General features: G+C 67.4%; 26 protein-coding genes and 2 tRNA genes. 9 read left to right on the plus strand and 19 right to left on the minus strand.

The features are described 5' to 3' along the window. Positions 1-11: 11 nt before the first annotated feature. A complete protein-coding gene (gene guaB / locus NX02_RS11740; protein WP_025292383.1) occupies positions 12-1472 on the minus strand; it encodes an IMP dehydrogenase in 1461 nt (486 codons plus the stop codon). Positions 1473-1538: 66 nt separating this feature from the next. After that, positions 1539-2363, minus strand: coding sequence for an HpcH/HpaI aldolase/citrate lyase family protein (locus NX02_RS11745; protein WP_025292384.1), 825 nt, complete (start codon positions 2361-2363; stop codon positions 1539-1541). A gap of 99 nt (positions 2364-2462) precedes the next feature. On the opposite strand from NX02_RS11745, the gene NX02_RS11750 reads away from it, so the two are divergent. Together NX02_RS11750 and NX02_RS11755 are read left to right on the plus strand one after the other, a co-directional pair. Beyond that, a complete protein-coding gene (locus NX02_RS11750; protein WP_025292385.1) occupies positions 2463-2909 on the plus strand; it encodes an NfeD family protein in 447 nt (148 codons plus the stop codon). Further along, the gene (locus NX02_RS11755) at positions 2906-3268 is read left to right on the plus strand and encodes an antibiotic biosynthesis monooxygenase family protein (RefSeq protein WP_025292386.1); all 363 of its coding nucleotides are present in this window, start codon (positions 2906-2908) and stop codon (positions 3266-3268) included. Before NX02_RS11750 ends, NX02_RS11755 begins: the two co-directional genes overlap by 4 nt. On the opposite strand, the gene NX02_RS11760 is transcribed toward NX02_RS11755, so the two are convergent. Genes NX02_RS11760 through NX02_RS11795 form a run of 8 tightly spaced genes read right to left on the minus strand, consistent with a single transcriptional unit; the run spans position 3247 to position 8851 of the window. Continuing rightward, positions 3247-3675 (minus strand): hypothetical protein, encoded by a 429-nt coding sequence (locus NX02_RS11760; protein ID WP_025292387.1) that lies wholly within the window; start codon positions 3673-3675, stop codon positions 3247-3249. The genes NX02_RS11755 and NX02_RS11760 overlap by 22 nt on opposite strands. A gap of 2 nt (positions 3676-3677) precedes the next feature. Next, complete coding sequence (locus NX02_RS11765; RefSeq protein WP_025292388.1) at positions 3678-4484, minus strand: TrmH family RNA methyltransferase; 807 nt, start codon at positions 4482-4484, stop codon at positions 3678-3680. 3 nt (positions 4485-4487) lie between these two features. Beyond that, a complete protein-coding gene (locus tag NX02_RS11770; protein WP_025292389.1) occupies positions 4488-4760 on the minus strand; it encodes an HPr family phosphocarrier protein in 273 nt (90 codons plus the stop codon). Next, positions 4757-5161 carry a PTS sugar transporter subunit IIA gene (locus NX02_RS11775; protein WP_025292390.1) on the minus strand — a complete coding sequence of 135 codons (405 nt, stop codon included), beginning with the start codon at positions 5159-5161 and terminating at the stop codon, positions 4757-4759. The genes NX02_RS11770 and NX02_RS11775 overlap by 4 nt, the downstream gene beginning before the upstream one ends. A gap of 16 nt (positions 5162-5177) precedes the next feature. Then, positions 5178-6134 (minus strand): RNase adapter RapZ, encoded by a 957-nt coding sequence (rapZ, locus tag NX02_RS11780; RefSeq protein WP_047099780.1) that lies wholly within the window; start codon positions 6132-6134, stop codon positions 5178-5180. After that, positions 6131-6586: an HPr kinase/phosphorylase gene (locus NX02_RS11785; RefSeq protein WP_025292392.1), complete on the minus strand. Its 456-nt coding sequence runs from the start codon at positions 6584-6586 to the stop codon at positions 6131-6133. Before NX02_RS11785 ends, rapZ begins: the two co-directional genes overlap by 4 nt. After that, positions 6583-8172 carry an ATP-binding protein gene (locus NX02_RS11790; RefSeq protein ID WP_025292393.1) on the minus strand — a complete coding sequence of 530 codons (1590 nt, stop codon included), beginning with the start codon at positions 8170-8172 and terminating at the stop codon, positions 6583-6585. Before NX02_RS11790 ends, NX02_RS11785 begins: the two co-directional genes overlap by 4 nt. Beyond that, entirely contained in the window at positions 8138-8851 is a 714-nt protein-coding gene (locus NX02_RS11795; protein ID WP_025292394.1) for a response regulator transcription factor, read from the minus strand. Before NX02_RS11795 ends, NX02_RS11790 begins: the two co-directional genes overlap by 35 nt. Positions 8852-9067: 216 nt before the next feature. Here NX02_RS11795 and NX02_RS11800 point away from each other — a divergent pair, with 216 nt between their 5' ends. From NX02_RS11800 to NX02_RS11815, 4 genes are all read left to right on the plus strand, one after another. Next, entirely contained in the window at positions 9068-10666 is a 1599-nt protein-coding gene (locus NX02_RS11800) for a phosphoenolpyruvate carboxykinase (RefSeq protein WP_025292395.1), read from the plus strand. Positions 10667-10931: 265 nt separating this feature from the next. Then, the gene (locus NX02_RS11805) at positions 10932-11702 is read left to right on the plus strand and encodes a PilZ domain-containing protein (RefSeq protein ID WP_025292396.1); all 771 of its coding nucleotides are present in this window, start codon (positions 10932-10934) and stop codon (positions 11700-11702) included. 12 nt (positions 11703-11714) lie between these two features. Continuing rightward, positions 11715-12038 (plus strand): hypothetical protein, encoded by a 324-nt coding sequence (locus tag NX02_RS11810; RefSeq protein ID WP_162232675.1) that lies wholly within the window; start codon positions 11715-11717, stop codon positions 12036-12038. A gap of 44 nt (positions 12039-12082) precedes the next feature. Continuing rightward, positions 12083-12853 (plus strand): ThuA domain-containing protein, encoded by a 771-nt coding sequence (locus tag NX02_RS11815; RefSeq protein ID WP_025292398.1) that lies wholly within the window; start codon positions 12083-12085, stop codon positions 12851-12853. Positions 12854-12871: 18 nt separating this feature from the next. On the opposite strand, the gene NX02_RS11820 is transcribed toward NX02_RS11815, so the two are convergent. The 3 genes from NX02_RS11820 to NX02_RS11830 all read right to left on the minus strand — a co-directional run bounded on the left by NX02_RS11820 (position 12872) and on the right by NX02_RS11830 (position 16542). Then, on the minus strand, positions 12872-16258 hold the full coding sequence (locus NX02_RS11820) for a DEAD/DEAH box helicase (RefSeq protein ID WP_025292399.1): 3387 nt from the start codon (positions 16256-16258) through the stop codon (positions 12872-12874). A 77-nt stretch (positions 16259-16335) separates the two neighbouring features. Then, a tRNA-Arg gene (locus tag NX02_RS11825) sits at positions 16336-16412 on the minus strand. 53 nt (positions 16413-16465) lie between these two features. Then, positions 16466-16542: transfer RNA gene (locus NX02_RS11830), tRNA-Arg, on the minus strand. An 82-nt stretch (positions 16543-16624) separates the two neighbouring features. Here NX02_RS11830 and NX02_RS11835 point away from each other — a divergent pair. Continuing rightward, a complete protein-coding gene (locus NX02_RS11835) occupies positions 16625-17140 on the plus strand; it encodes a hypothetical protein (RefSeq protein WP_025292400.1) in 516 nt (171 codons plus the stop codon). A gap of 7 nt (positions 17141-17147) precedes the next feature. On the opposite strand, the gene NX02_RS11840 is transcribed toward NX02_RS11835, so the two are convergent. From NX02_RS11840 to NX02_RS11855, 4 genes are read right to left on the minus strand one after another with little or no spacing between them, the layout of a single operon-like run. Next, positions 17148-17696 carry a gamma carbonic anhydrase family protein gene (locus NX02_RS11840; RefSeq protein WP_025292401.1) on the minus strand — a complete coding sequence of 183 codons (549 nt, stop codon included), beginning with the start codon at positions 17694-17696 and terminating at the stop codon, positions 17148-17150. A gap of 19 nt (positions 17697-17715) precedes the next feature. After that, positions 17716-18249: a GNAT family N-acetyltransferase gene (locus NX02_RS11845; RefSeq protein WP_025292402.1), complete on the minus strand. Its 534-nt coding sequence runs from the start codon at positions 18247-18249 to the stop codon at positions 17716-17718. Next, positions 18246-19241 carry a porphobilinogen synthase gene (gene hemB, locus NX02_RS11850; RefSeq protein ID WP_025292403.1) on the minus strand — a complete coding sequence of 332 codons (996 nt, stop codon included), beginning with the start codon at positions 19239-19241 and terminating at the stop codon, positions 18246-18248. The genes NX02_RS11845 and hemB overlap by 4 nt, the downstream gene beginning before the upstream one ends. Before the next feature lie 54 nt (positions 19242-19295). After that, positions 19296-20447, minus strand: coding sequence for a cytochrome P450 (locus NX02_RS11855; protein WP_039997431.1), 1152 nt, complete (start codon positions 20445-20447; stop codon positions 19296-19298). Positions 20448-20499: 52 nt separating this feature from the next. Between NX02_RS11855 and NX02_RS11860 the strand changes: the two genes are divergently transcribed. Then, on the plus strand, positions 20500-21072 hold the full coding sequence (locus NX02_RS11860) for a hypothetical protein (protein ID WP_025292405.1): 573 nt from the start codon (positions 20500-20502) through the stop codon (positions 21070-21072). A 21-nt stretch (positions 21073-21093) separates the two neighbouring features. On the opposite strand, the gene NX02_RS11865 is transcribed toward NX02_RS11860, so the two are convergent. Both NX02_RS11865 and recG read right to left on the minus strand, forming a co-directional pair. After that, positions 21094-22128: a shikimate kinase gene (locus NX02_RS11865; protein ID WP_025292406.1), complete on the minus strand. Its 1035-nt coding sequence runs from the start codon at positions 22126-22128 to the stop codon at positions 21094-21096. Between the two features lie 111 nt (positions 22129-22239). After that, entirely contained in the window at positions 22240-24294 is a 2055-nt protein-coding gene (recG, locus tag NX02_RS11870; protein ID WP_025292407.1) for an ATP-dependent DNA helicase RecG, read from the minus strand. Between the two features lie 73 nt (positions 24295-24367). Between recG and NX02_RS11875 the strand changes: the two genes are divergently transcribed. Further along, positions 24368-24634: a succinate dehydrogenase assembly factor 2 gene (locus NX02_RS11875; protein WP_025292408.1), complete on the plus strand. Its 267-nt coding sequence runs from the start codon at positions 24368-24370 to the stop codon at positions 24632-24634. The last annotated feature ends 3 nt before the right edge of the window (positions 24635-24637 follow it).

Below are 24637 nucleotides of genomic sequence, written 5' to 3' on the forward strand. Positions count from 1 at the left end.
CGATCACCCGATCACCCACGCGTCGGATAGTTCGGTGCCTCGCGGGTGATCGTGACGTCGTGGACATGGCTTTCGCGCAGACCGGCGTTGGTGATCTGCACGAAGCGCGCGCGCTCCTTCAGTTCGGTAACGGTCCTGGCGCCGGTATAGCCCATCGCCGCCTTCACGCCGCCGACCAGCTGGTGGATCACGTCGCGCGCAGGACCCTTGTAGGGCACCTGCCCCTCGATGCCTTCGGGCACCAGCTTGAGCTGGTCCTTGATGTCCTGCTGGAAATAGCGGTCCGCCGAGCCCCGCGCCATCGCCCCCACGCTTCCCATCCCGCGGTAGCTCTTGTACGCACGCCCTTGATACAGAAAGGTATCTCCCGGCGCTTCCTCGGTGCCGGCGAGCAGCGAACCGACCATCACGCAGCCCGCGCCCGCGGCCAGCGCCTTGGCGATGTCGCCCGAGGTGCGCAGGCCGCCATCGGCGATCACCGGCACGCCATGCTTCGCGGCTTCCTTCGCCGCATCCATGACCGCGGTGAGCTGCGGCACGCCGACCCCCGCGACGACGCGGGTCGTGCAGATTGATCCCGGCCCGATGCCCACCTTGATGCCGTCCGCGCCGGCGTCGATCAGCGCCTTGGTCGCTTCACCGGTCGCGACATTGCCGGCGACGATCTGGACCGAGTTGCTGAGCTTCTTGATCCGCTCGACCGCGACCGCGACCATCTTGCTGTGGCCGTGCGCGGTATCGACCACGATCAGGTCGCAGCCGGCGTCGATCAGCGCCTCGGTGCGCTCGAACCCGGCGTCGCCCACCGTCGTCGCCGCGGCGACGCGCAAGCGGCCGGACTCGTCCTTGGTGGCGTTGGGATAGGTGACCGCCTTCTCGATGTCCTTCACCGTGATCAGGCCGATGCAGCGATAGACATCGTCGACCACCAGCAGCTTTTCGATCCGGCGCTGATGGAGCAGGCGGCGCGCATCATCCTGCGTCACGCTCGCCGGAACCGTGGCGAGGTTCTGGCTGGTCATCAGCTCCCGCACCGGCTGCGCGGGATTCTCCGCGAAGCGCACGTCGCGGTTGGTGAGAATGCCGACGAGCTTACCGTTCGATTCCACCACCGGGATGCCCGAAATGCGGTGGCGCTCCATCAGCGCCTGTGCCTCCGCCAACGTCTGGCCGGGCTCGATCGTGATCGGATTGACCACCATGCCGCTTTCGAAGCGCTTCACCTGGCGGACGGCGGCGGCCTGTTCCTCGACCGTGAGGTTGCGGTGGAGCACACCGATGCCGCCGAGCTGCGCCATGACGATCGCCATGTCCGCCTCGGTAACGGTATCCATCGCCGAGGAGAGGATCGGGATGTTGAGACCGATCTCACGCGTGACCCTGGTCCGTGTGTCCGCCATGCTTGGCAGCACCTCGGATGCGCCCGGCACGAGCAATACGTCGTCAAAGGTGAGGCCGAGGGCGATGTCCATGGGGTGCCGCGCTTTCCTGCTGGGGAGATTCGTGGCGGCCCATGTAACCAGTCAGGCTGCCGGTTGCTAGGCCGAGCCTGCACCACGCTGCGCGCGTGCGATCAGCGCCCTGGCCTGATCGACGTGCATCGCCTCCACCATCCGCCCCTCGAAGCGCTCCGCACCGCCGGTCGCAGCGGCGACAAGCGCGTGCGCATCGGCCAGTTCGGCATCGGAAGGGCCGAAGGCACGGTTGGCGATCTCGACCTGATTGGGGTGGATCAGCGTCTTGCCGTCGAAGCCATAGCGCCGGCCTTCTCCGCACTGCAGTTCCAGTGCTTGCGGGTCGTCGAGCCGGTTGAACACGCCGTCGAGCGCCCAGACGCCGCCCGCCCGCGCGGCCAGCACGATCATCTGCAGCGCCAGCACCAGCCCGGCCCGATCATCCCCCGCGGGCGTGCCCAGGGTAACGGACAGATCATTGGTGCCGGCGATCAGCCCCGTGACGCCCGGCACGCGCGCGATGTCGGCCGCCGCGAGCAAGCCGAGCGGCGTTTCGATCATCGCGAGCAGCCGCTTGCCGCTGCCGCGCACCGCGGCGGCGGCAGCCGCGGCCGACTCGACCTTCGGGAGCACGATCATGTCTGCCGCCGATGCCCGTACCGCCGCCATATCCTCCGCGTAGAGAGCGCTATCCTCGCCATTCACGCGGATCGCCGCCGACCGCTCGCCAAAACCTTCGGCAACCGCCGCGACGGCGCCCGCGCGCGCGGCAAGCTTGTCCGCCGGCTTCACCGCGTCCTCGAGGTCGAGCAGGATCAGGTCCACCGCCAGGCTGCGCGCCTTGGCGATCGCCCGCTGGTTGGAAGCCGGAAGAAACAGCGCTGAACGCGGCGCGAGCCCCATAGTCATCCCCTGGTCATCATCTCGTCTGGATAACACTTGGCGGGTCGCGCAGCCGCGGGCAATATCCTGCGACCCGTGCGAAGAGCGGCATGATGGAGGGATGCGATGGCGGAAACGCTTCCGCTGGAAGGCCATTGGCTGTGGATGATCCTCGGCTTCGCAATGGGCGTGGTGGAGATCGTCGCGCCGGGATATTTCCTGATCTGGCTGGGTGTCGCGGCACTTCTGACCGGTATCGTCGCGCTGCTCACGGGCATCACGCTGCTGCTGCAACTGGCGGTATTCGCGGTGCTGGCGGCGATCGCGGTGTTCGCCGGCCGGCGCTGGTTCGGCGCGGATGCGATCGACGCCAGCGATCCGTTGCAGGCAGACCGCGCGCAGCGGCTCGTCGGGCATGTCGTGGTGGTGATCGAGGCGATCGACCATGGCCGCGGCCGGGTGGAGGCCGGCGGCGGCATCTGGAACGCGCGCGGTCTCGACGCGCCGGTCGGCGCGCAGCTCCGCGCCGTCGGCAGCGACCATGGCGCGCTGCTCGTCGAGCCGCTGCCATGATCCTGCGGCTTTGGCGCGGCCGCATCCGCACCGCCGACCGCCAGGCCTATGCCGACTATATCGGCGAGACCGGCGGCGCGGACTATCGATCGACGCCGGGCAATCTCGGCTTCCAGATGCTCTTCCGCGACCTGGGCGATGGCCGTTCGGAGGTCACGACCTTGAGCTGGTGGCGCACGCTGGAGGACATCACGGCGTTCGCCGGCGCCGACATCGCGCTCGCCCGCTATTATCCCGAGGACGACCGCTTCCTGCTCGACCGCCCGCGCGAGGTGGAGCACCACGAGGTGTCCGCGGACTCTCTTTTCTCCCCGCCGAGCCCTGCCCGGCGAGACGATCAGAGGTCGGGCGCGACATAGCCGCGCCGCGCGGCGACGGAGAACAGCCGCTCGCGGCTGTACAAGGTCAGAGGATAATGGCGCTGACCGCGCGCCGACAGCAACAGCGCGTTGACCGCGGTCACCAGGGCCTCACCCGCCGGACGCTCGGCAAGATGCGCACGCACCGCGGCAATGAAGCATTGGGTGATCGTCTCATGATAGCCATTATGGTCGTCGTTCACGCCGCCGACCGAGACGTTGTAGGCCCTGATCAACCCCGGCAGACCGCGTTCCGCGTCGATGTCCGGCCGTTCGGCGACGATGTAGAGGCAGGCACCGAGATGCGCCTCATGCGTCCATTCGCCCTTGGGCAAGGTACGGCCGATCATGCCTTCGCCGACATGGCGAATGGCAGCGTCGTCCGCGAACAGGTGCGGCGCGGTCATGCTCAGCCGCGTGCGCGGCGCTGGTTGAGCAATTCATAGGCCATCACCGCGGTGGCGACCGCGGCGTTGAGGCTGTCCGCCTTGCCCAGCATCGGCATCTTCACCAGCAGATCGCACTCGGCCTCATAGGGCTCCGGCAGGCCCTGCGCCTCGTTGCCGACGAGCAGAAAGGCGGGGCTTTCGTAGCGCGGCGCCTGATAGTCGTTGTCGGTGTTGAGGCTGGTACCGATCAACTGCCCCGCGCCGGCCCGTAGCCAGGGAAGGAACTGTTCCCAGCGCGCCTGGACGATCGTCTGCGTGAACAGCGCGCCCATGCTGGCGCGCACCGATTCCACCGAGAAGGGATCGACGCAGTCGTCGATGAGGATCAGCCCCCCAGCCCCCACCGCGTCGCCGGTGCGCAGGATCGTGCCGAGATTGCCCGGATCGCGCAGCGCCTGTGCGACGATCCAGATGTCGGCCACGCCACGGTCGATGTCATCCAGCGGCGTGAAGCGTTCCGGATAGACGCCGACGACGGTCTGCGGATTGTCCTTGCCCGACAGTTTGGAGAGAATGTCGGGGGTGGTGCGAAGCACCTCCCCGCCCGCTGCCTGCGTCGCTTCGATCAGCGCGGCGACGAGCGGATGCGCGTCATGGTCGCCGGCGAAGAACAGCAGTTCGGGCAGCGCGCCAGCCTCGTGCGCCTCGGTCAGGATGCGCAACCCCTCGGCGAGAAAACGGCGCGACAGGCGCCGATGCTTTTTCTCGCGGAGCTGGCGAACCTGCTTGACCAGCGGGTTCGAAAAGCCGGTAATCTCACGGATCAAGGACTATTCCTCGCCGAACTTGTCCTCGACGAGCTTGGCAAGCACCGTCACGGCGGACTCCGCCCCATCGCCACGCGCGCTGATCGTCACGCTGTCGCCCTTGGCGGCGCCCAGCATCATCAGCCCCATGATCGAGGTGCCCGTCACCCTGGATCCATCCTTTTCGACCATCACCGTGGCGGGCAACGATGCCGCGAGCGTCACGAACTTCGCGCTTGCCCGCGCGTGCAGCCCGCGCTTGTTGGTGATCGTTACCGTCCTGCTGATTTGCGTCACGCCGCCTCGCCAAGCACCTCGGATGCCACGGAAATATATTTGCGGCCCGCCTCCCGCGCAGCGGCAACCGCTTCCTTGACCTTCATCGTCTTGCGCGCGCCGTCCAGCCGGATCAGCATCGGCAGGTTGATTCCCGCGATCACTTCCACCCGTCCCGGCGACATCAGCGAGATGGCGAGATTGCTGGGTGTGCCCCCGAACAGATCGGTCAGCAGGATGACGCCGCGGCCGCCGTCGACCGATTCGATCGCCTTCGCGATGTCCGCGCGGCGAATTTCCATATCGTCGTCGGGACCGATGCAGATTGTCGCGATTGCGGTCTGCGGGCCGACGACATGCTCCATCGCAACCACGAACTCGGCGGCAAGCCGACCGTGTGTCACCAGCACCAGACCGATCATGATTGCACCCGAGTCCCTACTTCAGCCCCTGTTGCCCCACCGGCATCCCCTCAAGCGCGTCTTGTGGTTTTGATCCCAGATCGCGATGGTGAACCGTGAGCGAAAAACCCGCTTTGCGCAACCGTCGCGCGATCCGCTCAGCGCAATGGACCGACCGATGACGTCCCCCGGTGCACCCTAAAGCTATTGTAACATAAGCCTTTCCTTCGCTTTCATAGCGCGGAAGCAGCAACAGTAACAAATCTTCGATTTGCGTCAGCGCGGGGCCGTAAAGCGCATCCTCGGCAACATAGGCGGCAACGTCGGAGTCGAGCCCGCTCCTGGGCTTCAACGCCGGCACCCAGTGTGGATTGCGCAGGAAGCGCATGTCGAACATCAGATCGGCGTTGCGCGGGACACCGCGCGAAAAGCCGAACGACATGACCGATACCGTCGTGACAGGCCCGTGCGTGCCGCCGAACCGGCCGCGTATCTCGCCCTGCAAGGCGTTGCTGTTGAACGCGGTCGAATCGACCAGATGATCCGCCCATTCGCGGATCGGCGCCATCAGTTCGCGCTCGCGGGCAATGCCGTCCGCCGCCGGACGGTCCTGCGCCAGCGGATGGCGGCGCCGCGTCTCCGCGTAACGGCGTTCGAGTTCGGTACCGGCGCAGTCGAGGAACAGGGTCTCCACGGTCGGACCGCCATTGTCGGCAAGCTGGCGGATGCGGCGAACGATCGCGACGGGATCGAAGCCGCGCGTCCGGCTGTCGACACCGATCGCCAGCGGCCGCTCACCATCGGGCGCACCGGCCGCGATCGGTGCGTCGAGCAGGCGATCGAGCAACGGCAGCGGCAGATTGTCGACCACTTCCCAGCCCAGATCCTCGAGCGTGTTGAGCGCGGTCGACTTGCCCGCGCCCGACATGCCGGTGACGATCAGGATTCGCTTGGGACGAGGTGCGGCAGCGCCTGCCGGCCCGGTATCGCTCATTCCGCTTCCCCCACGGCGGCAAGCGCCAGTTCCACCTTGATCGGCGCAGACGCCTCGGTTCCGGCCAATGTGACGCGCGGCACCGCACCCCCGGCAATCCGCCGCGCCAGCCCGTCTTCCGGCAGGCGCGCGACGGGTTCGCCGAGACCGACGATCAGCGCCACCGGCACGTCTTCGACATGCGGCATCGCAACGATGCCGATCCCGCGCACCTCGATGCGACCGGCGATGGTCTGCGGCGCAAAGGCGCGCAGCCCCGCCGCCGTGCGCCTGACAATGGTATAGTCGTCGCTGACGAGTACCGCGCCGCGATCGATCAGGCGCAGCGCAAGGTCCGACTTGCCCGTGCCCGAGAGCCCCTCGATCAGCACCGCGCGTCCGCCGATCGCGACGCACGAGGCGTGAAGCGTCTCGGTCGCGTCCGCCGCGCCGCGGTCCTCACCCCCGCTCATGCCACCTCGCCCGTCGTCGCTGCCGGCAGGCGGATGGCGAAATGCGCGCCGTTCCTGCCGTCCCGCCGGTCCTCGATGTCGATGCGGCCGCCATGGCCCTCCATGATCGTCTTGGCGATCGCAAGCCCAAGCCCCGAATGGCGCCCGAACTCCTCGCCGGGCGGGCGTTCGCTGTGGAAGCGGCGAAACACCGCCTCGCGGCTCTCCTGGGGAACGCCCGGCCCCTCATCCTCGATCGAGACGATCACCTCGTGCGCCACGCGCGTCGCGCTGATCTGCACCAGCCCGCCATCGGGCGAGAAGGAGATCGCGTTGTCGACGAGGTTCTGGACGACCCGCGCCAGCCGCTGATCCTCACCCATCACCACCGCCACGCCCACACGCGGCCGAGCGAAGGCCATGCGCACGCCGCGCTCGACGCCCCGCTCCGCATATGTCCCGACGATCGACTCGATCATCGCACCGAGATCGACGGGTTCGAAGCGCGCGCGGGCGAGCTGGGCGTCGATGCGCGACGCGTCCGACACGTCGGTGATCAGCCGGTCGAGCCGGCGCACATCGGCGCGCGCGATGCCGAGAAGCTGCGCGGCCAGCGCCGGATCCTTGACCCGGTCCAGCGCCTCGAGCGCCGACCCCAGCGAGGCGAGGGGGTTCTTGAGCTCGTGGGTGACGTCGGCGGCGAAGGCCTCGATCGCATCGATGCGCTGGTTGAGCGCATGGCTCATGTCCGAAACGGCGCGCGCGAGCAGCCCGATCTCGTCGCGGCGCGAGGGCAGCCGCGGTACAACCACCTCGCGCGCACGCCCCAGCCGCACGCGCACCGCCGCACGCGCCAGTCGCCGAAGCGGCCGGACGATCGTGCGGGCGAGGAATAGCGAGAGCAGGATCGAGACGATCGTCACCAGCGCGAGCACGATGCCGAGCCGCAACCGCTCGGCGCGGACGGTGCGGACGATGTCGCGCGCGTTGGCAGTGGTCAGCACCAGCGCGCCGCTGCGGCCGATCGGCGCCGCCGCCGAGATCATATGCGTCCGGTCCGGCGCGCGGCGCAGATAGACCTGCGAATGATGCGTACGCTTCGCGGCGACCAGTTCGGGCCAGTCGCCGGCATCGTCTTTGGCCGGCTCGGCATAAGGCGGCGGCCGTTCGGCACCGACGACGGCATCGATGATCCGATCGAGATAGCGCGCCGCCTCGCGCTCCCAGCGTTGTTCGGCGGGATCGATCAGCCTGTAATTGGGACCTGAGAGCGTCCAGCTGTCCCCCGTCAGCCGGCCATCGGGGGCATAGGTGCGGACGCGCGCCTCGGTCGTCGCGCCGAAGCCGACGAGCAGGCGCGGCTCCTGCGAGACCATCGCCGCATCGAGCGAGTCGGCGAGGATGCGCACCTCGCGCTCCGCCTGCCCCAGCCGGTCGTCGACCAGTCGCGCGCGATAGCTGTCGAGATAAAAAAAGCCCCCGGCGAGCATCGCCAGGGCGAAGATGTTGACCGCGAGGATGCGCCGGGTGAGCGAGACGCGCCCTGCCCAGAGCGGCGCCCCGTCACGCGGCTCAACCGTCGTCGCTGAATCGGTATCCGGCGCCATAGAGCGTCTCGATAGCCGAAAAATCCGAATCCACCTGCCTGAACTTGCGCCTCAGCCGCTTGATGTGGCTGTCGATCGTGCGATCGTCGACATAAACATCGTCCTGATAGGCGGCGTCCATCAGCTGGTTGCGGTTCTTCACCACCCCCGGCCACTGCGCCAGCGTCTCCAGGATCATGAATTCGGTAACGGTCAGCACCACCTCGCGGCCGGCCCATTTCACCCGGTGCCGCGCCGGATCCATCTCCAGCCGGCCACGCACCATCGGCTCCGACACCGGCTCGTCGCCCGCTTCGTCGCGCGGCTGCGCGCGCGCCTCGGTACGGCGCAGGATCGCACGGATCCGGGCGATCAGCAGGCGCTGCGAGAAGGGCTTGGTGATATAGTCGTCGGCGCCCATGGCGAGGCCCAATGCCTCGTCGAGCTCATCATCCTTGGAGGTCAGGAAGATGACGGGCATGTCGCTTTTCTCGCGCAGCCGGCGCAGCAGTTCGAGACCATCGAGCCGCGGCATCTTGATGTCGAAAACGCCGAGGTCGGCGGGCGTATCGGTCAGCGCCTTCAGCGCTGCCTCGCCATCCGAATAGAGCCGGGTAACGAAACCTTCGGCCTGTAAAGCGATAGACACCGATGTCAGAATGTTACGGTCGTCGTCGACGAGCGCGATCGAAGCGGCCATGCCAGCGTCGGTCTCCATGTGTTTCTCACCCGCCCCTAGACCAAGCGGGACACACAGGCAACGCGCGCCGAACTGCGGCACGGACGCGACGGGATCGCCACTTTGTCATTAATTTACAACCTAACTCGTGACATTGACCATATAGTGGGCGTTGGATATGCGACGCACAATGGAGGACGCCGAAAACAGGCGCCTCGACGGAGAGGGATTCCATCTATGGCTTACCGTATTCCATCCTTCACACTCTCCGATCAGGGCATCGCAACCGATGCGGAACTGCATTGGAACCTCGGCACCGCGCCCCTCGTCGAAATCGCGGTGAAGCGCAGCGAGGGCCTGCTCGCCAAGGAGGGTCCGTTGGTCGTCAAAACGGGCAAGCACACCGGCCGTTCCGCCAACGACAAGTTCATCGTCCGCGATGCCGAGACCGAAGAGACGGTGTGGTGGGGCAAGACCAACAAGGGCATGACCCCTGCGCAGTTCGCCGCGCTCAAGGCCGACGTCCTCGCCTACCTCGGCACCAGCGACACATTGTTCGTGCAGGACCTTTATGGCGGTTCGCAGCCCGAGCATCGCGTCAACGTTCGTGTCATTACCGAATTCGCCTGGCACAGCCTGTTCATCCGCACATTGCTCGTCCGGCCGGAAGCCGGGGCGCTTGCGGGCTTCAGCCCCGAATATACCATCATCGACCTGCCCGGCTTCCAGGCCGATCCCGAGCGTCATGGCACGCGCAGCGAGACCGTGATCGCAGTGAACTTCACCGAGAAACTCATTCTGATCGGCGGCACCAAATATGCCGGCGAGATGAAGAAGTCGGTGTTCGGCATCCTCAACTACAAGCTGCCCGTCGCCGGTATCATGCCGATGCACTGTTCGGCGAACATCGGCCCCGGCGGCGACACCGCGGTGTTCTTCGGCCTTTCCGGCACCGGCAAGACGACGCTGTCCGCAGACGCCAGCCGCACCCTGATCGGCGACGACGAGCATGGCTGGTCGGACACGGCCGTGTTCAACTTCGAGGGGGGCTGCTACGCCAAGATGATCCGCCTCTCGCCCGAGGCCGAGCCGGAGATCTTCGCCACCACCCGGCGGTTCGGCACGGTGCTGGAGAATGTGGTGATCGACGAGGACAGCCGCGAGATCGACCTCGACGATGACAGCCTGGCCGAAAACAGCCGCGGCTCCTACCCGATCGACTTCATCCCCAATGCGTCGAAGGACAATCTGGGGCCGGTGCCGACCAACATCATCATGCTGACGGCGGATGCCTATGGCGTGCTGCCGCCGATCGCGAGGCTGACGCCAGATCAGGCGATGTACCATTTCCTGTCGGGTTATACCGCGCGCGTCGCCGGCACGGAGATCGGCGTGACCGAGCCGACCGCGACATTCTCCACCTGCTTCGGCGCGCCGTTCATGCCCCGCCACCCTTCCATCTACGGAAACCTGCTCAAGCAACGGATCGCGAAGGGCGGCGTCGATTGCTGGCTGGTCAACACCGGCTGGACCGGCGGCAGCTATGGCGTGGGCAAGCGCATGCCGATCAAGGCGACCCGCGCGCTGCTCAACGCCGCGCTCGACGGCAGCCTCAACGATGCCGAGTTCCGCACCGATCCGAATTTCGGCTTCAAGGTGCCCGTGAAGGTTCCGGGCGTCGACGCGGCGATCCTCGATCCGCGGGACACGTGGGCGGACAAGGATGCGTATGATGCGACCGCGAGGAAGCTCGTCGGTCAGTTCATCGACAATTTCGCCCAGTTCGAAAAGCATGTCGACGCCGCAGTGTTGCAGGCTGCACCCAAAGCGGCCTGACGAAACCGCCCGGGTGAAGCCACCGGATCGAACCGATTGCCACCCCATGGCGAATCACGCCGCGCGTCCCCCGGCGCGTGGCGTCTTTTTTTTGGGACCGTGGACCTTCGCGCCCGTCCTTCCGGCGCCACGCCGCCTCGGCTCGTCCCGATCCGCGCGCGGATGGCGCTGTTTTGGCCGCGTTAACCATAAAGAAAGGTGAGTTGGTCATTCATATCGTCGATTCGGGTCGCATGAATGGATTGTGTGATCCGCGGGGGGCGAGATGAAGGCGTTGGAACCGGCGAATGCGGCAGCGGCCGACGATGACGAGCCGAAAATCGGCACCTCGGCGGGATGGAGCATGACGATGGACGATATTGCCCCACCCCCGCCCCCACTGCGTCTGGCAACCGACGAGGACGAGGCGCGTGCAGCCGGCACCGCGGCGCTGTCGGTCCTTCAGATCGGCAAACTGATCACCGCTGAAAACCAGTCGCTGTGCACCCTCCACAGCGTGACCGCCAACGGTGCCACCGCGCAGGCTACGGTTGCGCTCGCGGTGGGCACGCCGGTCGCGATCGGCTTCCGCTCCTCGCACATTCTCACCGGCCGCGTCGCGTCTTCGCGCAACATGCTGACGACGGTCGTGTTCGACGAGCCGGCCGACATCGAGTCGCTCCTCGCGGTCCAGCATTACGGCGTCAGCGGCCGCTTCCTGCCCGATTCGGTGCGCGTCGAGGTCTTCGGTACGGTAAAGGTCGAGGTCGACGGCCTGAGCTTCGACACCGAACTCTTCGACATCTCGCTTTCGGGTGCGAAGCTTGCCGATCTCGAACCCTTCATGATCGGCACCCGCATCATCCTCTCGATCGAGGGATTGCCGATGCGTTCGGGCTATATCCGCTGGCGGCGCGATGGGCGCGCGGGCGTTGCCTTCAACCTCGGCATGCCGTTCGAGGTGCTGTCTGCCTGGGTGCTGGAGCAGCCGTCGCGCCTCGCGCTCGATACGCTCGGCACCGGCACCATCCTTCCATCGGCGCGACAGGCGCGCTGAAGGGGGCTGCGGATGCCGGCATCGCCGCGTTTCCGCAGACCGGTGCCCATGCTCGTCGCTCTCGCGTCCGCCCTGCTCGCCGGTGGCTGCGACGACCAGCGCACCAGCATCGCCAATCCGATGGAGCCGCGCGCGGATGAGATGGATCAGGCCACCGACGAATGGGCAGAAGGCCTGCGCGAGGAGCAGCGGATCCTGCTCGAGCGCGGTGCGCGTGGGGACAGCGACGCGATGGCGCGGGCAATGGCACTTGAAGAGCAGATCGATGCCGGGGTCGGCGGGACCACCGACCGCTCGGCAGATGTGCGCGATGCCGGCGACCTGCTGTACGAATAGGCAGCCGCCGAACAGGGCGGCAAGATCCCCGACGGAGACCGGCCATGACCCGCACGATCCCATTCGCGCTCGCCGCCGTCGCGCTCGCCGCACCATCGGCTGCGCTTGCCGATAGCCAGTTCAAGCTGCTCGTGCTCTCGATCCCCAACACATATCATTACGAATATATTCCGGTCGCGCGCGACAGCCTCGAGAGACTCGCGAAACTGCACGCCTTCGAATTCACGTGGACCAACCGTACCGAGGCGTTCGACGGCGACCTGAGCCAATATGCCGCGGTGATGTTCCTCAATACGCCGGGCGAGGAGCTGAACCCGTCGCAGCGCGCGAAATTCGAGGCCTATATGCGCGCCGGCGGCAACGCGATCATCGTCCACCGCGCGGCGATCACGCCGCCGGGCAACTGGCCCTGGTACGAGAAGCTGGTCGGCCGATCCTTCGTCATCCACCCGATGCTGCAGACGGGCGTCGTCACCGTGGCCGACAACAGTTTTCCCGCCACCTTCGGCCTGCCCGACCGCTGGATCTGGAGCGACGAATTCTACGTGCTCGCCAACCCCTACAGGGTCAGCATCACCCCGGTCCTGAACGTCGACGAGACGAGTTATGACCCGACGAAGATCTGGCCTGGCCAGGTCTCCAAGCCGATGGGCAAGGATCATCCGGTCGCCTGGCACCACCGCCACGAAAAGGGGCGCGTGTTCGTCACCACGCTCGGCCACAATGTCGAGATGTACCGCGATCCGACCTATCTGACGCACCTGATGGGCGGCATCTACTGGACTGCGACGGGGCGCGGCGAACGGCGGCGCTGAGCCGTAACGGCATAACTTCTATTCGAACAGCGCGTGGACGTCGGCGTCGGTCAGCCCGGCAAAACCGCCTGCGCCGCCGTCCCACAGCGCGTCGGCAAGGCCCTGCTTGCGCGCCTGCAGTTCAAGCATCTTCTCCTCCACGGTCGCGTCGGCGATGAGGCGGTGGATGAAGATGTTGCGCGTCTGGCCGATGCGATGCGCGCGGTCGATCGCCTGCGCCTCCACCGCGGGGTTCCACCAGGGATCGTAGAGGATGACGGTATCGGCGCGGGTGAGATTGAGCCCGACACCGCCCGCCTTCAGGCTGACGAGGAAAAGATCGACCTCGCCGTCCTGAAAGCGTTTAACCGGCGCCGCGCGGTCGACGGTATCACCCGTCAGCCAGGCATAGGACCATCCGCGCGCGTCAAGTTCGGCGCGGATCAGGTCGAGCATCGAGGTGAATTGCGAGAAGACCAGCGCCGATCGGCCCTCTGCCTTGAGTTCCTCGATCAGTTCGACAAGCCGGTTGAGCTTGGCCGACCCGCCGGCCTTGGCCTTTTCGCTTGCCGTCTTCACCAGCCGCGGATCGCAGCAGGCCTGACGCAGCTTGAGGAGCGCGTCGAGCACGATGATCGCGCTCTTGCCCAGTCCGCGCTTGTCGAGCGCCTCGCGTACCTTGCCCTGCATCGCGAGCCGTGTCGCTTCGTAAAGCTGCCTTTGCGCGGGGTTCAGTTCGACCTTCTCGAGAATCTCGGTCTTTTCCGGCAGTTCGGCAGCGACCTCGCCCTTCGTCCGACGCAGCAGGAACGGCTTCAGCCGTTGCGTAAGCCGGCCCCGTGCAGCTGCATCGTCCTTCTTCTCGATCGGCGTGCGATAGCGTGTGCGGAACGATCTGGCGTCACCCAGCAGGCCGGGGTTGAGGAAGTGCATCAGCGACCAGATGTCGCCCAGATGATTTTCCACCGGCGTGCCTGACAGTGCGATGCGCTGCCGCGCATCCAGCGCGAATGCCGCTGCGGAGGTGGCCGCCTGCGGATTGCGAATGTTCTGGGCCTCGTCCAGCGCGGCGATGCTCCAACGCCGCCCCGTCAATATGTCGCGATCCCGCCCCAGCAGCGGATAGGATGTGATGACGACATCGACGCCGCTCGCGTCGAGCACGTCCTTCGCGCGGCCGCTGCCGCGGTGAACCAGCGTCGTGAGGTTCGGGGCGAACCGCTCGGTCTCGGCGCGCCAGTTCTCCAGCACGCTGGTGGGTGCCACCACCAGCGCCGGCAGGTCGAGCCGGCCGGCCTGCTTCTCGATGGAGAGATGCGCCAGCAGCTGTACGGTCTTGCCGAGCCCCATATCGTCGGCGAGCACGCCACCGAAGCCGGTACGACCGAGCATCTGCAGCCAATCGACGCCAGCCTGCTGATAGGGGCGCAGGCTGGCGGAAAACCAGGCTGGCGGCTCGGCTGATGGACGGTCCCGAAACGTCGCCAGATCGTCGGCAAGCGCCCGCAGTTGCGTGCCCCCCACCATCGTGCCGTGTTCGGCCAATCCGGCTTCGATCGTGGAGAAATCGGCCGCCTGTGCGCGATGGAGGCGCGCGCCGCCGACCAGTTCCGGCGGTGACCAGACCTTGATCAGCGCCAGCGCGATCGAGGCGATGCGATCGACCGGCAGCGGCAGGATGCGATCGTCGGCCAGGGTAACCAGAAGGCGCGTATTGTTGAGGCTCGCGGTCTCGGCGAGTTCCGCCAACATCGCCACTTCGTCGCCCGCCGGCAGCGTCAGGAGAAAGCGGGTGATGATCGGCAGCAGATCGAGCCGCTGTCCATCGACCATGACCCCGAGCGACAGATCGAACCAGTCGATGCCCGATCCCGTACCCTCCCCATTCCTGAGTTCGATATCGAGACCGTCGCCATCCTGCGTGGCCAGTGCCACTGGATAATCGGCGTCCACCTCGACCGTCCAGCCTGCTGCCTCGAGCATCGGCCGCGCATCGAGCAGAAGCCGGACATGGCTTTCGGCGGCCATATCTTCGCCCAGCCACAACAGGGGCGGCCGCGGAATGGTGCCCGCCTGGCGCCGGGTGGAAGGCAGCGGCTGAAGCATGCCCTTCATGATGCGCGTCAGCGCCTTTGCCTCGAACGCCGGATTGCGATGAACACGGATGAGGCGGCCTTGCTCGTAACGGTTCGCCTCCGCCCTGCGATCGTCCGGCGCGACGCGGATTCCGCCATAGTCGAAGAAGAGTTCGACGAGCCCAACCGCGGGCGGCGGACCGGACCAGGGCCACTGAAACCGCGAATCGCCCCACCATTGCCGCGCCGGCTGCGAGACGAGCCGCGCGCGCGGCGTCGGATCGGTTCGTTCGTCGATCACCTCGCCCATCCGGTCGGGCAGCGCGATCCTCTTCCCCGGCAACACGCGCTCCAGCGCGTCCGCAACCAGCGCCGCTTCCTGCGCGGAGACCGAGGGCGCAGCGAGCAACCGGCCGGTCAGCCGGTTGGGCAGGCCGGTTTCGAGCCGCCCCGCCTCGCCGCTGTCGAGATCGATATAATGCGGCGCGCCCAGCGCGAAGGCGACCGAATGATCGAGACCGTCCGGCGCGAAATCGAAGGTCTGGACGCCATTCTCGTCCACGCGCCAGACGCCTGTGCCGGTACGCGACGGGCCGGCTCTCAGGCGAAGGCCATCGGCGCGATGCCAATAGGCCCGCCCCGTCTCGACAATTTCTTCGAACAGGGTGGCGCCGTTGCGGCCCGTCAGCGCATAGCGCCCATGCCCTCCGCTGCCCGAGCCATAGCCGAGCCGGCGCACGATCTCGAGGTCGCTCGCGCGGAGGAATTTTGCCGGTGTCGCGCCAAGCGCGTTGTTGCCGTCATAGAACTTCGGGGTACCCTTGACCTGCCCCTTGGTGTCGAGGTCGTGCGCGACGAGATCGACGCGCAATCCCCCGTCATTCCCGCGCATCAAGATGTAGCTCAGGCGCTTGCGCACCTGGCCGGGGTTTTCGTCGAGACGCTGGAGATCGTCGCCGATCGCGGCGATCCATTGCGCGAGCGAGTTCGACAGCGCCACGCCCTCCACGGGCGGCTTGGTGCGCCGGTCCGCCCGCCACTGCATGACCGCGGCGACGATATGCTTGCACTGAAGGGAGACCGGGCAGGAACATTGGCCGCTGATCAGAATCCTGCCGCTGGCCTGCCGGCGGATGGTGATGATCTGAGTGTAGCGTTCGCTGTACGAACCCCGCACGGAAGATTCGATCGCGTTGTGACTGCCGATAATGGCGTCGTGCGTGACCGTGGCCCGGCCTTCCCGGAAATAGCCCCTTCCCCGTGTGATCGCGGCGGGCGCGAAGTCGGACGCGCCGAACGCGGCATCTTCGACGTCGCCCGGCTCGACGGGAGCGCTGATCGATACGTTCACGGGTGCAACTTTGCGGTGGCGCAGGTCATGCCCCACCTCACCGACATCGACATGATTTGCAAGGCAGGGAACGGCGTTGGCGCACCCGGAACGATTCGAACGTCCGACCCTCAGATTCGTAGTCTGATGCTCTATCCAGCTGAGCTACGGGTGCCCACCACGCCGACATGCGATCGTTACCGACCCCACATCGCTGCGGTTGTATAGTGGCGCACCCGGAACGATTCGAACGTCCGACCCTCAGATTCGTAGTCTGATGCTCTATCCAGCTGAGCTACGGGTGCGTGGGAGGCGGGCAATAGTCATGTCTTCCGGATGATGCAAGCCCGTTGCGACGATTGTTCGCAAAGCCTATCGACCTGACCCATGAACAGCCGCCCCCCCCCGCTCCTGCCCCTGTTCGCAATGATGGCGCTGAGCGCCTGTGCGGGCGGCGCGACGCAGAATACGCCCTCGCTGGCACGCCGCCCGATTGAAACGCCGCGACCCGATCCCACGCCGACGCCCGCGGTAGCTGCCGAAACGGCGCTGCTTCAGCGGATCGCCGCGCTGGTGGAGGATGCCCGTCAGGGCGATGCCGCGTTCGGCACGGCCGCCGCCGCCGCAGAACCGCGAATCACGCGCGCCGCCGGCGCTGCCGCGGGCAGCGATGCGTGGGTCGAGGCGCAGCAGGCCCTCGCCGCGGTCGAATTCTCGCGCGAGAAGAGCGTCGGCGCGATGGTGGCGATCGATTCGCTGATGAGCGAAAGGCTGAACGCGATGGCGGCGCGCGAAACGGCCGGCGGCGCGACCGAGATCGCCGCTGCGCAGGCGCAAATCAGCGGCATCGTCGAGGGCCAGGCGAGCCGCCTCGCCGCACTCCAGCGCCGATTGCAGCGCTGACGGGCGATCAGCCGCCGGCAATCGCCGCGCGGTGTGCGCGACCGTTGCGCACATAATTGGCGACGCCGGCCGCGTGCGCCGCGACCTCCGCGTCGCCGAGATCGCGGACATGCCTGGCAGGTCGGCCGAGCCAGAGCTGGCGCCGGCCGATCCGCTTGCCGGAGGTCAGCATCGCGCCCGCACCGATCATGCCTTCGGGCTCGATCACCGAATCCATCACGATCGCGCCCAGCCCGACGAAGGCGCGATCGTGCAGCGCGCTGCCATGCACCAGTGCCATATGGCCGATCAGAACATCCTCGCCGATGATCGTGGGCGCGCCTTCCGGATGCTCGGGGGTCGGCGAATCGACATGAATCACGCTGCCATCCTGGATGTTGGTGCGCGCACCGACGCGGATCCGGTTCACGTCGCCGCGCAGCACGCAGTTGTACCAGATGCTGACGTCCGGCCCGATCTCGACATCGCCGATCAGCCGGCAGCCGGGCGCGATGAAGGCGCTGTCGTGGATCCGCGGCGTCTTGCCCGCGAAGGTGATGATGCTCACACCGTCCATATCGCTCCCTCCCCGTCGGTCAGGCCGGCCGGCTCACGCGGTAGGTCACATGCGCGCTCAGCGCCGCATCCCCGGCCAGCAGCGGGTGGATGAAATCGTCGGCCGGCACATGGACCATGCCGAGCCGGTCCATCACCCGCCGGCTGGCGGTATTGGCGGCGGTGGTGATCGCCGCGATCGACGGCACGGCGAGCGTCGCCCAGCCCCAGCCGAGCGCGGCCCGCGCCGCTTCGACCGCATAGCCCTGGCCCCAATAGTCCGCGCCGAACAGCCAGCCGATCTCGACCTCGCCCTCGATCGGCGTGCCGGGTGCGCCCGGTTTCAGCCCGCAAAAGCCGATCACCGCCCCATCCGTCCGCCGTTCGACCGTGAAGAAGCCCAGCCCATGCGACCGCTCATAGCCGCGGTGGCGCTCGCGCACCGCGTCGGACTGCTCGGGCGTGAGCAACGGCCCCATGAAGCGCCGCACCCGCGGATCGGCATCCTGCGCGCGGAACGCCGGCAGGTCGGCGTCGCGCCAGCGCCGCAGCACGAGCCGATCGGTGTCGATCATCCCGCCAGCAGGCGCGCGGCATGCGCCGCATGATAGGTGAGCACGCCGGCGCAGCCTGCGCGCTTGAAGGCCAGCAAGGTCTCCAGCACCAGCGCATCGCGCTCCCCGGCGCCGGCCGCGACCGCCGCCTCGATCATCGCATATTCGCCGGAGACCTGATAGGCGAACACCGGCACCTCGAACCGCTCCTTCACGCGGCGGACGATGTCGAGATAGGGCAGCCCCGGCTTCACCATCACCGTGTCGGCGCCCTCCGCCAGATCCAGCGCCACCTCGCGCAGCGCCTCCTCGGCGTTGGCATGATCCATCTGATAGGTCTTCTTGTCGCCCTTCAGCAGCCCGCGTGAGCCCACCGCGTCGCGGAACGGGCCGTAGAACGCGCTCGCATATTTGGCGGCATAGGCCATGATCTGCACATTGACGTGGCCGCCTGCCTCCAGCGCGGTGCGGATCGCGCCGACGCGCCCGTCCATCATGTCGGAGGGCGCGATGATGTCCGCCCCCGCTGCCGCCTGCGTCAGCGCCTGCCCGACGAGCAATTCGGCGGTCACATCGTTGAGCACATAGCCTGCGGCATCGACCAGCCCGTCGTGCCCGTGCGCGGTGTAGGGATCGAGCGCGACGTCGGTCAGCACCCCGATGTCGGGCACCGCATCCTTGATCGCGCCGATCGCGCGGCACATCAGATTGTCGGGGTTCAGCGCTTCGCGGCCATCCGCGGTGCGCAGTTCGGGGGGCGTGTTGGGGAACAAGGCGAGGCAGGGAATGCCGAGGTCACGCGCTTCGCGCGCGCGCGCGACCGCCAGGTCCACCGACCAGCGCGACACGCCGGGCAAGGTCGCGATCGGCTCCTCGACACCGCTGCCGGAGGTCACGAACAGCGGCCAGATCAGGTCGGCGGGCGTCAGCACGGTTTCCGCCACCATCGCGCGGCTCCAGCCATGGGCACGGGTGCGACGAAGGCGGAGTGCGGGATAGGCAGCGTATGTCATTCCGGCGACTTACACAGTTTGCGTGCGGCTGTGAAACCCGCGGACGCTGGCGGCTCAGCAGGAAATGCGGCAACCGCGCAGTTCATATCCGGTAACGAGCGCATTCCACCGCATCGTCGGCGGCCGTTCCAGCCGCAGCCCCGGCACGCGCAGCAATCGATCGAGGAACAACGCCGATTCGAGCATCGCCACCCCCGCCCCCGGGCAACGGTGCGCGCCATCGCCGAACGCCAGACCGGCACCCGGCACGCGCGGCGCGCGGTCGCGCGCGGGATCGATCCGGTGCGGGCAAGCGCCCATCGCCGTCGCATCCGCATTGGCGGCGCGGATGTCGAGCGCGGTCGCCGCCGGCTCTCCGGAGATGCGGCGATAGAGCGTGCCCACCACCGGTTCCAGGCGCAGTATCTCTTCCAGCAGCGCGATCTGCCCGGTCTCGTCCGCATCCAGGAAACGGTCGCGCAGCGCCGGCTGCTCGAGCATGTGCCAACCCGCCATCGTCACGAACTCGCGCGTCGTCACCATGCCGGCTGCGCCATAGGTGACGCATTCGGTGAGGATCTCGCGCTCCGAATAGCCCTCGTCGATCAGGTGGGAGATCACGTCGTCCTGCCGCTGGGCGCGGCGGGCGCGAATCGCGGGCAGGACGTCGGCGCGGTGAAAGCGCATCATCCGCCATTGGCCGAGCACGAAGTTGACGAACGCGGTGACGCCGCCCCCGCCCCCGCCGCTCACCGAGAGGAAGGCGTCCAGCCGCCGGATCATGCCGCCACGATCGCTGTCGGTCAGCCCGACGATCTCGCCCGCAACAGTCACCGCGAGATCGAGGCTCAGCGCATCGAGATCGCCCGCGCCATCGCGCCGGAAGGCGGCCACCAGACGGTCGCTCGCATCCACCATCACCGCGCGATGCCGGGTCCCAACCAGCTTGGGCGCGAAGAACCGCGCTGTGGCGCTGCGCTGCCGGCGATGGGCGGCGCCTTCGAGAAACAGGATCGGCGGCCGCATCGCGCCGCCGAAACGCTCGAGCAGTTCGGCCATGAAGCCGGCCTGGCGTGCGCCATCGTCGCGCAGCACCGCGCGCACCGCTTCATAGCCGGCGATGGTCCGGTGGGTCTTCGTCAGACCGTCAGCGGCAATCGCCGCGCTCTTGCGATCATCGTCATTTGCTGCTGGGCATCGACCGTGAACGAGGGTTGCGTCCATCATCCCCGCCTCCATTTTTATGAGCAATGATGGATCATAAATAGGATATTCGATCGTGGATGCAAGCAGTCGTCGAACCCGCGACGCCAGAGTGGTCCGAACCCGTGCCGCGTTGCGCGACGCGCTGATCGCGCTGCTCGCGCGCCATCCGTTCATGGAGATCACGGCGGCGATGGTGGTCGCCGAAGCCGGCGCCGGCTATGCCACCTTCTTCCGCCATTATGCCGATACCGCCGCGCTGCTGACCGACGCCGCCGACGCCATGATCGCCGAACTGGTCGCGATCGTCGGCCCGGCCCTGCGCGCCGGCACGCCCGACGTCGCGATGGTCGCGCTGGCAGCCTATGTCGATGCGCGGCGCGACGCCTGCCGCGCGATGCTCTCCGGCGCGGGCGACGCGGTGCGCGCGGCGATCGTCCACCGTGCGATCCAGCTCGCCGCGGCCGCTCCGATCGATCTCGCGGGCGGCCTGCCTCCCGCGCTCACGATCCGCTTCCAGACGGCGGCTGCCGTCGAAGTCCTCGGCTGGTGGCTGGACGAGGCGCCCGAACTGATACCGGCGGACGTCGCCCGCTTGCTGCGCCGGCTGGTCATCGCACCGGTGCTGCCCGACCGCACGGCGCCCTGAGGCCGGCCGCGCCATCTGCGATCAGCAGTGCCCGAGCGCATCCTCCGGGGCATTGCCGTTGATCCAGCACAGCAATTGCTCGGCGAGATCGACCTCCGCGTCGGGGGCCACGACATGCTCGGTGCCCCAGCTCTCGCGACGGGTCTGGCCATCGGCGAAGTGCAGCATCGCCGACATCTGCCAGGGCAGCGCGCCGTGGGTGAAGAGGAAGAGTTCGATGGTGGGCGAGGTGCGATCGATCGCCAGCAGGATCAGCCGCGATCCTTCCGAGTGCCAAGGCGCACGATATGCCTGGTAGCGGCCGGCATAGGTCGCCGAACCGAGCAGCGCCGAAACGACGGCGAGCGCCACGTCATGCTCGAACCGGCCATGCGGCAATGCGCCCGACAGCCGATCGATGACATTGTCGCCAGTCCCCACCTCGTGATGCAGGCGGGGGCGCCGGTTCCAGGGTTCCGCATCCCGCCAGTCCAGCCGCGGCATCACCCAGTCGTCGGCACCGGATATGCGCCCCAGATGCCGTTTCACCGCGCGGATCAGACAATGCGCGGAAAGATGCACCGGCAAGCCCTCGACATCGACGACGATATCCGCCCCCCGATAGACATCCGCCGGCACCGCGAAATTACGCGTCTTGACGATGCGCCGGCCCGCCGCGGTGGCGCTTTCGCCGGGATCGGATCGCAAGGTCTGGGTCGGAACCGCAGGGGTGGTCGAGATCAGCCGGGTCGAACCGCGCCGCTCGGCGATCTGCCCCTCGATATAGACCGACATCGCGTGCTGCCGGATGCGATCCCCGGCGACGTCGGGCAGGAAATCCTCGAAGCCGGTGGCGATCACCGCGGGGCCGCCGGCCAGCAGCTTGTCGATCACCGCCTGTCGCCGCGCGATCGCTGCCGTACCGGGCTCGGCACGCTGGAAGCGGTCGAGCGACCGATCGACATCGAAAAAGGGTATGTCGAGCGCTTCCGCCAGATATGGCCCCAGCGTCGACTTGCCCACGCCGGTCGGACCGACCAGCACAATGATCGGCACAGACAATTGATCGTCCGCCATATCCCCCCGCTATAAATGGTGCGGCGCACCCCGAACCGCACCGCAAGCGACCCCTAATCGGGTATCGTCTGCAAAAACATCAATAATTTGGGGTATCGCAGATGGATATCATTATCCCGAACGGAGAAGCTGGACCCCGGCTTCGCGCTCAAACAGATAAAGCGCCACCCGTGCCGCCTGCCCGCGCGGCCCTTCGAGCCCGCCGTCACGATCGATCAGCAGCCGTGCATCGTCGGTGGCGATCGGCAGCATCGCCTCCAGGCGCTCGGGCGTCGCCAGCTTGAAACGCGCTTCGCCCGACTGCTTGGTGCCCAGCACCTCGCCGGCGCCGCGCAGCCGCAGATCCTCCTCGGCGATGCGGAAGCCATCATTGGTCTCGCGCATCAACGCCAGCCGCGCGCGGGCCGTCTCGCTCAACCCATCGCCGCGCAGCAGCAGGCAGGTCGATTTCCCCGTCCCGCGGCCGACCCGCCCGCGCAACTGGTGAAGCTGGGCGAGACCGAAGCGATCGGCGCCCTCGACCACCATCAAGGTGGAATTGGGCACGTTGACGCCGACCTCGATCACCGTCGTCGCGACCAGCACGGAAAGCGCGCCGCGCTGGAAGGCGTCCATCACCTTGTCCTTGTCGGGCCCCTTCATCCGGCCATGGACGAGGCCGATGCGATCGCCGAAGCGCGCCCGCAAGCTCGCGGCGCGATCCTCGGCCGCCGCCATGTCGCTGTTGGCGCTCTCCTCGACCAGCGGGCACACCCAATAGGCCTGCCCGCCGACGCCGATGTGGCGATCGAGCGCATCGACGATCTCGCCCAGGCGCTGCACGCTCATCACGCGCGTTTCGACTGGCTGGCGACCGGGCGGCATCTCGTCGAGCCGGCTGACGTCCATCTCGCCATATTGGGTCAGCGTCAGCGTGCGCGGGATCGGCGTCGCCGTCATCACCAGCAGATGCGGCGGGTGTTCGGCCTTGGCGGTGAGCATCAGCCGCTGCGCGACGCCGAAGCGGTGCTGCTCGTCGATCACTGCCAGTCCGAGGCGCCGATAGGCCACTTGCTCCTGGAAGATGGCATGCGTGCCGACAAGGATGTCGATCGAGCCGTTCGCCAGCCCCATCAGGGTGGATTCGCGGGCCTTGCCCTTGTCGCGCCCGGTGAGGATGGCAAGGTTGACCGGCACGCCGACCAGCATCTCGCGCAGCGTATCGAAATGCTGGCGCGCGAGGATTTCCGTCGGCGCGAGCAGGGCGCCCTGCGTCCCTGCCTCCACCGCGACCAGCAACGCCATCAGCGCCACCGGCGTCTTGCCCGATCCGACATCGCCCTGCAGCAGCCGCACCATCGGCGTCTGCTGCTGCATGTCGCCTTCGATCTCGCCGATCGCGCGGGTCTGCGCGCCCGTGGCCGCATAGGGCAGCCGCAGCGCGTCGCGCAGCCGGCCATCGCCCTTCAGCGGCAGCCCCCGCCGCTTGCGCGTAGAGGCGCGCACCAGCATCAGCGCGAGCTGGTTGGCGAAGATCTCGTCATAGGCGAGCCGGTCGCGCGCCACCGAATCCATCGGATCGGCATGCGCGCGACCGAGCGCCTCGCGCCAGTCGGGCCAGTTGCGGCGCTGCTTGAGGCCGGTCTCGATCCATTCGGGCAGTTCGGGGGCGCGGGTCAGCGCCGCTTCGGCAAGCTGCACCATGCGCTTGCCCGTCAGCCCGTCGGACAGCGGATAGACCGGCTCGCGCTCCGGCAGCATCTCATCCAGCGGCAGGACGTGGTCGGGATGGACGATCTGGAGATGCTCGCCATAGGATTCGAGCTTGCCGGAAACGAGCCGGGGTTCCTCCAGCGGCAGCAGCTTGCGCGCCCAGCCGGAACCGCCGCCGAAGAAGACGAGGCTGACGACATCGCCGCCGGCATCGCGCGCGAACACGCGGAACGGCCCGCGCCCGCCGCTCTGGCGATAATCGAACGGGGTCAGCACGATGCTGATGATCCGCCCGACATCGGCCATGGCGAGGCCATGGACGCGGGTGCGCTCGACCAGCCCGGTCGGCATGTGGAAGGCGACATCCACCGCGCGCGCCAGCCCCAGCCGCTCCAGCGGCCGGGCGAGCGCGGGCCCTACCCCCTTGAGAGCGGTCACCTCGGCGAACAGCGGATTGAGAATATCGGGACGCATGTCTATCTGCGCCCATATAGCTCAGCCGGCAGACGCTTCCAGCGTCCGCCGGCCTTTCTTGCATTGGAGACCCATGGACCGCGAGATTCGCCTCAAGCGCCTGCGCTTCCGCGCCTGGCATCGCGGCACCCGCGAAGCCGACATGATGATCGGCGGCTATTTCGACCATGCCCACCACGGCTGGTCGGAAGACGAGATGCAGTGGTTCGAGGCGCTGCTGGAAGAGCAGGACGTCGATATCATGGCCTGGGCGATGAAGGTGCAGCCGGTGCCCGCGGACTGGGCCGGACCGATGATGGAGCGGCTGCAGAAGCTCGACTTCATCGAAGTGAGCGAGTGAGGC

The organism is Sphingomonas sanxanigenens DSM 19645 = NX02, from assembly GCF_000512205.2.
Classification (GTDB): domain Bacteria; phylum Pseudomonadota; class Alphaproteobacteria; order Sphingomonadales; family Sphingomonadaceae; genus Sphingomonas_D; species Sphingomonas_D sanxanigenens.